Below are 4,736 nucleotides of genomic sequence, written 5' to 3'. Positions count from 1 at the left end.
CCGGCCCTCTGCACCCTTCGCCCCTGTCGATGGCAATCTTTCCGCTGGGGAGCTCCAAGCCCGCCAGAAGGCGATCGAATTCGCCCGCGAGAACCAGGCGCGCCAGGCCGTTGAGGCCCGGGCCCAGGCCGACGCCGCAGCTCGTGCCGAAGCCGCCCGCCACGCCGCCGAAGCCGCGACCCTGCCGCCGCCTGCAGCGGAGCCGGCTCCGACGCCCGCTCCTGCAGCCCAGGAGCCGCCCGCCCAGGCTGTAGCTCCGCAGGCTCGACCCCCTCGGGCCGTAGAGGCTCAGGCTGTCGATACGCAAGCCGTGGCTCCGCAGGCTCCCGTTCCGCAAACTCCGGCTCCGCAGGCTGCAGCTCCGCAGACCCCGGCTGCAGCGCCGCCACGACCGACCGCCGAAGCGGCTCGCCCCGGGTCGCCCGGGTCGCCAAGTCAGACCCGGACCTATGAGCCCTCCCGGGAACGCCGGGACGACCGTCCGACGACGACGACCTACCGTCCCGAGCGTTCGGTCGGCCGGTTCGAGAATACGAGTTTCGGCCAGCGCGCCCCGCGCACTGACGGTCCGCCACGGGATCGCCCGGGCCAGGACCGGCCCCGCGACGGCGACCGCGCCGCCCCGGCCGGGCGCGCCTTCGCCCCCGGCGGTGAACCCGTCCGCTACTCTGCCCTGGCCCCGCGCCCAGCACCCGGCGCCCGTGACGACTCCCGTCCGGGCGGACCCCGGACCCCGAGGATTGCGCCTGCCGTCGCCCCGGCCGAGCCTGAGATCCAGCGCGCAGCCCGTCAGGTGCCTCGCCCGGGCTCGCTGAACATCGACCGGCGCCCGGAAGAAGATGAAGACACCCGCCGCAAGGCGGCCAACGCCGTCGGCAAGCCTATCAGCCGGGCGAAGGGTGCCACCCAACGCCGCGAGGGCCGACTGACCATCCAGGCCGTCGCCGGCGACGACGAAGGTGCCGTTGAGCGGATGCGCTCGCTGGCCTCGGTCCGTCGGGCTCGGGAACGCGAGCGGGAAAAGCGCAAGGGCGGTGCCCAGGAGCAGGCCCGGGCCTCCCGCGAGGTGGTGATCCCGGACGTGATCACCGTGTCCGAGCTATCGAACCGGATGGCCACACGCGGCGTGGACGTGATCAAGTTCCTGATGCGCGAAGGCATGATGCTGAAGATCAACGACGTGATCGACAGCGATACCGCCGAGCTGATCGCCGCCGAGTTCGGTCACACGGTCAAGCGCGTGTCGGATTCCGACGTGGAGGAAGGCTTCCTCGGGGCCGACGACGGGGACGAGACCCTGGAGACCCGGGCCCCGGTCGTGGCGGTCATGGGCCATGTCGACCACGGCAAGACCTCTCTCCTCGACGCCCTGCGCCAGGCGGATGTCGCCGGCGGAGAGCACGGCGGAATTACCCAGCACATCGGCGCCTACCAGGTGAAGCTGGCCGAAGGAAGTCGCGTGACCTTCCTGGATACGCCTGGCCACGCCGCCTTTACGGCCATGCGGGCCCGCGGCGCCGAGGTCACCGACCTCGTCGTCCTGGTCGTGGCCGCAGACGACGGGGTCATGCCCCAGACCATCGAGGCCATCCTGCACGCCAGGGCGGCGAAGACGCCAATCATCGTGGCCGTCAACAAGATGGACAAGCCCGACGCCAACCCGACCCGGGTCATCAACGAGCTTCTCCAGCACGAAATCGTGGCGGAGAGCCTGGGCGGCGAGACCCAGATCATTGAAGTCTCTGCCCTCAAGAAGACCGGCCTTGATGACCTGATCGAGGCCATCCTGCTGCAGGCCGAGGTCCTCGAACTGAAGGCCAATCCGCACCGGACTGCCGAAGGCGTGGTAATCGAGTCCAAGATCGACCGCGGCCGGGGGGCCGTGTCCACTGTCCTGGTCAAGCGGGGCACCCTGAAGCGCGGCGACATCATCGTGGCGGGTGCCAGCTTCGGCCGGGTCCGCGCCCTGCTGAACGAGCGCGACGAACAGGTTCTCTCGGCGGGGCCGTCCGAGCCGGTGGAGGTCCTTGGCCTCGACGGCGCGCCTTCCCCAGGCGAGGCCTTCGCCGTGGTCGAAACCGAGGCCCGCGCCCGGGAGCTGACCGGTTATCGCATCCGCGTGAAGCGCGAGAAGGCCGGGGCCCCTGTGGCTGGCGGCGTGTCCATGGCCGACTTCATGGCCAAGATGCAGGACAAGAAGATCTCGGAGATGCCGGTCATCATCAAGGCCGACGTCCAGGGGTCGGCAGAGGCCATCGTCGGCTCCCTCGACAAACTCGCCACGGACGAGGTGCGTGCGCGCATCATCCTGTCCGGCGCTGGCGCCATCAGCGAGAGCGACGTCATGCTGGCCAAGGGGTCGGGCGCGCCCATCCTGGGCTTCAATGTCCGGGCCACCACCCAGGCCCGCCAGCTCGCCGAGCGCGAGGGCGTCGAGATCCGCTACTACGCGATCATCTACGACCTGCTTGACGACGTTAAGGGTGTCATGTCGGGCCTACTGGCGCCGGAGCAAAGGGAAACCTTCCTCGGCAACGCCCGCGTCCTGCAGGCGTTCGATATCACCCGCGTGGGCAAGGTAGCCGGCTGCCGCGTCACCGAAGGCGTGGTCCGGCGCGGCGCCCGGGTCCGGATCGTCCGCAACGACATCGTCGTCCTGGAACTGGGGGTCCTGCAGACCCTCAAGCGGTTCAAGGACGAGGTGGCCGAGGTCGGCAACGGCGTCGAGTGCGGCATGGCCTTCCAGGGCTTCCAGGACATCCAGGAAGGCGACATCATCGAGTGCTTCACCATCGAAGCGGTCAAGCGCAGCCTCTAGGGCGGCGGCCTTCGCCGGGGGGGTTCATGCTTAGACGACTCGCCCTGCTCTCCCTGGCCTGCCTCCTGGCCGCCTGCGCGACCGCCAGCCGGGTGGGTGCGGCTAATGACATCCACGCCCTCCTGACGGCGATCCGCGATGATGACCGGGCCGCCTTCGACGCCAGGGTCGACCGTGACGCCCTCAAGGCCGAGATGTCTGCCCGGCTCTCCCGTGAGGCTGGCCGGCTGAAGGTGGAAGGCCTCGACCTGGGCCAGCTGAGTGCCGTCATCGCCCCGAACCTGGCCAACCTCGCCGGCGACGCCCTGATCCAACCCCGGGTCTTCCGCCAGGTCGCCGAGGCCTATGGCTACACACCCGGCAAGCCCCTGCCCGGGCCTGTCGCCATCGCCAGCCGCCTGAAGGCCATGCCGGACGGCCGGGTCTGCGCCACCCGGGATAAGAATGGCCCCTGTCTCCTGGTCTTCACCCGCTCCCCCGAGGGCCGCTGGCGCCTGAGCGGCTTCGAAGGCGACCTGTCCGCCCTCAAGATCCGCTTCTGACGAGGCTCGTCATGTCCTGGGAAGATGCTCTCTCTGCCTACGATCGCTTCGACTTCCAGGATGGTCCCTGGACCCGGCCCGTCTGGCGGCGCGGCACGGGCCCCGCCGTCATCATCATCCACGAAATCCCCGGCCTGCATCCCCTGGTGATCCGCTTTGCGGACCGGGTGGCCGAGGCCGGTATGACCGTCTTCCTGCCAAGCCTGATCGGAGACCCCGGCCGGCCCCTCAGCCGCGGCTACGCCCTGAAATCCATGGCGACGGCCTTCTGCGTCCGGCGGGAATTCAACGTCTGGCGGACCGGGCGGACCAGCCCGATCGCCGACTGGCTCCGGGCCCTGGCCCGCAAGGCCCACGCCGAGTGCGGCGGGGCAGGCGTAGGGGCCGTGGGCATGTGCTTTTCGGGCGGCTTCGCCCTGGCCATGATGACTGAGCCTGCCGTGGTGGCGCCGGTCCTGTCCCAGCCGTCCCTTCCCCTGCCCTTCGGCTCCCGCGCACGGGCGGCGGACATCGACGTCTCGCCCGAGGACCTTCGGTGCGTGAAGGACCGGCTCGAGGCCGAGGACCTGACCGTGATGGGGCTGCGCTTCCGGTCGGACCGGTTCGTGCCCGACGCCAGATTCGATACGCTCAGGGCGACCTTCGGAGACCGTTTCGATGCCGTCGAGCTGGAGGACGCCGACGCCGCCCCTTCCGATATGCCACCGCACTCGGTCCTGACCCTGCACCTTCGGGAGGACGGTCCCACCCGGGCGGCCGAGCAGAAGGTGATCGCCTTCTTCCGACAGAGGACGGGCGCCTGAGCACCCGTTGGCTGGACACCCGGGCCCGTCGCGACTAGAACCCGCCGCCTTCCCCCGCGTCCGCGTCCGATCCGCGGTCCGGGACAGCCATTCGGGACACTCCCCATGAAAAAACATTCCGGCGCCGGACGCGGCGCCCCGGCCGGTCCGTCGCAGCGTCAGCTGAGGGCGGGGGAGCTGATACGCCACGCCCTGGTGGAGATCCTGCGCGAAGAGGACATCGCCGATCCGGACCTGGCTGGCGTCTCGGTGACCTTGACCGAGGTCCGGATGAGCCCCGACCTGCGCCACGCCCACTGCTTCGTCGAACCCCTGGGAGGCCAGGAGGCCGGCCCGGTGGTGGCGGGCCTGAACCGCCATGCGAAATTCCTCAGAGGCCGGCTGGGGCGCGGGATCGACATGAAGTTCACCCCTGACCTCAAGTTCGCCCACGACGAGAGCTTCACCGAGGCAGCCCGCATGGAGGCCCTCTTCCGCGACCCGAAGGTGGCCCGGGACCTGGGGCCGGACGACGCCGACGACGCCGACGCCGACGGCGAAGCCTGATGGGACGGCGAAAAACGGGAGAGGCGA

The 4,736-nt window shown here is 70.1% G+C and carries 4 protein-coding genes; all 4 read left to right on the top strand.

Translation table 11 applies throughout. The features are described 5' to 3' along the window. Window positions 1-2,818 (top strand): translation initiation factor IF-2 (gene infB, locus WCJ52_RS11640; protein WP_336903476.1); only part of this gene is annotated, 2,818 nt, incomplete at its 5' end. Between the two features lie 26 nt (window positions 2,819-2,844). Next, complete coding sequence (locus WCJ52_RS11635; RefSeq protein ID WP_336903475.1) at window positions 2,845-3,360, top strand: DUF2939 domain-containing protein; 516 nt, start codon at window positions 2,845-2,847, stop codon at window positions 3,358-3,360. 11 nt (window positions 3,361-3,371) lie between these two features. Then, the gene (locus tag WCJ52_RS11630) at window positions 3,372-4,163 is read left to right on the top strand and encodes a dienelactone hydrolase family protein (RefSeq protein ID WP_336903474.1); all 792 of its coding nucleotides are present in this window, start codon (window positions 3,372-3,374) and stop codon (window positions 4,161-4,163) included. Between the two features lie 105 nt (window positions 4,164-4,268). After that, window positions 4,269-4,709: a 30S ribosome-binding factor RbfA gene (gene rbfA, locus WCJ52_RS11625; protein WP_336903473.1), complete on the top strand. Its 441-nt coding sequence runs from the start codon at window positions 4,269-4,271 to the stop codon at window positions 4,707-4,709. Window positions 4,710-4,736: the final 27 nt, after the last annotated feature.

Source organism: Phenylobacterium sp., from assembly GCF_037138395.1.
Taxonomy (GTDB): domain Bacteria; phylum Pseudomonadota; class Alphaproteobacteria; order Caulobacterales; family Caulobacteraceae; genus Phenylobacterium.
Note: the sequence above shows the minus strand (reverse complement) of the source record. Positions and strands in the feature narration are given on the sequence as shown.

Excerpts from the sequence above, each read along its gene's own strand:
- WCJ52_RS11630 (WP_336903474.1), top strand. The coding sequence starts at position 3,372 with ATGTCCTGGGAAGATGCTCTCTCTGCCTACGATCGCTTCGACTTCCAG.
- WCJ52_RS11635 (WP_336903475.1), top strand. The coding sequence starts at position 2,845 with ATGCTTAGACGACTCGCCCTGCTCTCCCTGGCCTGCCTCCTGGCCGCC.
- rbfA (WP_336903473.1), top strand. The coding sequence starts at position 4,269 with ATGAAAAAACATTCCGGCGCCGGACGCGGCGCCCCGGCCGGTCCGTCG.